Origin of the sequence: Pueribacillus sp. YX66 (assembly GCF_041725775.1) — a bacterium.
Lineage (GTDB): Bacteria > Bacillota > Bacilli > Bacillales > UBA6769 > Pueribacillus.
The window spans coordinates 1-1,361 of record NZ_JBEUEL010000078.1 but is presented as its reverse complement, the minus strand read 5'-3'; the positions used below and the strand labels follow the sequence as shown (position 1 = coordinate 1,361).

1 protein-coding gene is annotated in these 1,361 nt (G+C 38.1%); it reads right to left on the bottom strand.

Annotated features, from left to right (window positions below; genetic code table 11):
- Positions 1-185: 185 nt before the first annotated feature.
- A protein-coding gene (locus ABU914_RS15365) for an IS3 family transposase (protein ID WP_099098695.1) occupies positions 186-1,308 on the bottom strand; the annotation gives its coding sequence in 2 pieces (ribosomal slippage) (positions 186-1,035 and positions 1,034-1,308; 1,125 coding nt in all).
- Positions 1,309-1,361: the final 53 nt, after the last annotated feature.

Sequence of the window (1,361 nt, the reverse complement as noted above, 5' to 3'; positions counted from 1 at the left end):
TAAAGTGGACCCCATCGTCAAGACAACTTTTTTATAAATTTAAGGTGCATTGAGTTTTGCTCCTTCCTATCTTGCCAACCAAGCCTTTCATGTGGCAGGTTCTGTCAAGGGCGTACTCTCCCTTGACAGGTTCTGTCGCATGAAAGATAATTTCTCAAAGATGGGAAGGGCAATGACGAACCTGTTTAATTAAAATAAACTGATGATGGTGTTTTATAATCTAGCGATTGATGAGGGCGATTGTAATTATAAAAATCAATGTAATCTCTTATATTTATTCTAGCCTCCCTTGGACTTTCATAATCTTTTAGATATACTTCTTCGTACTTTATGTTGCGCCAAAAACGTTCTATGATAATATTGTCCAAAGCACGTCCTTTACTGTCCATGCTGATTTGAACTTCCTTAGAGTTTAGTAGATTGATATATTTGGGACTGGTAAAATGGCTGCCTTGATCACTATTAAAGATAACGGGTTTAGCTATAGAGAAGGCCCTTTGAACGGCATCTAGGATAAATCCAATTTCTAGGGATTGATCTAGCTCCCAGCTAATGACATAGCGGGAATACCAGTCAATAACCGCTGCTAAGTACATCCAGCTTCGTTGGAGTCGAATGTAGGTAATGTCAATGCTCCAAACGTGATTTGGATAGTTAATGTTCACTCCTTTCAGTAAATATGGATAAATTCGATGTTGCAGATTCCGTTTACTTAAATTTGGACCCGGATAAACAGCTTGAATTCCCATTTCTCGCATGTGACGTTGTACTCTTTTGCGATTGATATTCACTCCTTCTTGGTTTAGCAGTGCTGTTATCCTACGAGACCCATAAAATGGGTATTTTGTATAAATTTCATCGATACGGTGCTTGATGGCTACATCTTCTGCTGAAGGCCCGACTGGTTTATAATAAAGGCTTGAACGGTTAAGGCTTAATAGCTCTGCCTGTTTTGTAATGGATAATTCTGAGTCTTGCCATTCGATCATATTCACACGTTCTTGCCTAGTTGTGGTAGATGCCAGATTTTTTTTTGAGCCACGACAATTGCGTGGTTAATCGGCCTACTTCAGCGTATAGATTTTCAATTTGTTCTTCATAATCAGCTTTCATCTTTTCTTGATCCTTGTTCTGCTTTTGAAACAGTTGCGGCATTTGTTCTAGAAATTGTGTTTTCCATTTCCGCAGCTGATTAACATGAATCCCATATTCAGAGGACAGCTCAGTTAAAGACTTCTCTTCCTTAAGAATTTCCAATACAACTTGTGCTTTAAATTCTGGTGAATATCGTTTCCTTTTTTGTTTCATAAACCTACCTTAACATATCCTTTCTTGCTGTCTAAAATCTTGGGTCCATTATA